This window comes from Anaerobiospirillum sp. NML120448, assembly GCF_023050945.1.
Taxonomy (GTDB): domain Bacteria; phylum Pseudomonadota; class Gammaproteobacteria; order Enterobacterales; family Succinivibrionaceae; genus Anaerobiospirillum.
Genome location: NZ_JALKIM010000168.1, coordinates 1 through 1,516, shown reverse-complemented (window position 1 = coordinate 1,516; position 1,516 = coordinate 1). Strand labels below are relative to the sequence as shown.

Here is a 1,516-nt window from a genome sequence, read left to right as displayed (position 1 = left end):
CATATAGACCGACAATTTGATGCGTCAGATAAAAACAAATAATTAACGTTGTTTATAAAATATAATACAGAAGGATAAAATAGTGTAGTTTTATAGTCAGGACTTATAAGCTATTAAACACTTATGTAGCAAGAGCTAAAGATTCGTAATGAAAGGCCGTTTTTAATTAAGAGTTGCCCGTTTTAAAGGTTGGGCAACACCAAAAAAATTAAAACGGGTTTTATTATATGTCTAAAGCAAAAAAGAATCACCGTAATAATCAAATTCTAGCTCAGAATAAGGCACATCGACGTTCTTCTCGCAAGGAAAAACAACAAGAATGGCGCATACCACACGGAAGCATGTTGTTAAATGCTGCAAATGTCTATTCTATTCATGGAAAAGTGCCTAAGCTTACAAACTTGTTTAGTTGTAAGGAAATTCATAAGCTTTTTGAGGATAGTGGCTATGAGCATAAGGACTACCGAAATTCCTTATGGCAGACAATGGGATTCTTTGTATTATCTTTTGTGTTTGCAGCTCTTGCAGGCAATGCCTCTTTGGCACATGTTCAACTTGAGTATAATCATTTATGTGCTTTAGCAAATGTAAAACCAGCATCCCCTCGAACAGTTGAGAGAAGTATGGAGCAATCTAAGGCTATATCAGCCGCAATGAAAGCTCTGGCTTCAAAATTCATAACTTCCTATCATCAATTGGTCGATAATCTCGATTATATAACCGTTGGCGCTGATATTGTCCAAAAACTCAAGAAACTTGGCGATATCGATAATATAAGACTCAGTGATGGTAGTGAATACAGGCTTGCACGTGAGGAAAATGATGGTGACTGCAAAGGAAAAACAGTTGCTTCACGAAAACTGCATGCGGCAATGGATTTAGTGAGAAATTGTTTAGCTAAGTTGAACCTTGGAAGTGCTACATCGGATGAGCGTTATGCATTTATAGAAAATACAAATTCTCAACACGAGGGATGTACACTTGATTTGCTTGATGCTGGCTATAATAGTGAGGAATTAAAAAACACAATTAATAGCAGAGGCGACAAATTTATTATTAAGGGAAGAAATCAATTAAATCCATCCGTTCGATGTGTTACTAAGTATGAGGTCAACTATGACTCTAATGGTAATTACAACATAGGATCTATAGTATCAAAGAAAGAGTTTAACTCTGCTACTAAACTTAGTGATCTAATAAAAAATGGCACTGTGGTGGCTTATGAGATTAGTCAAGGCAAGATCATCGGTTATTGCTATGACTTGGTTTTGTCGGACGGCTTTAGACTTTTACTGATATACAACCCAAAGAACAAAAGCTTTAATCCGAATAAACAAAGAAGCTACTGGGTTTTTCTTAACACCAATCTTTCGCTTGATTTCAATATAGAGGTAGTAGCAAGCCTGTACCGCCTAAGATGGCAGATTGAAATCATGTTTCTTGCTCACAAGAGTCTTGGATCAATTGAAAGTTCACCCGACCACAACAGTCATACTGGCGACATATGTGTTTATGC

Annotated in this window: 1 protein-coding gene; it reads left to right on the top strand. The window is 36.5% G+C overall.

What is annotated here, in order from left to right; genetic code table 11:
- Window positions 1–227: 227 nt before the first annotated feature.
- Window positions 228–1,516: transposase (locus tag MXE38_RS12270; protein WP_246915495.1), on the top strand; the 1,289-nt coding region annotated here is incomplete at its 3' end.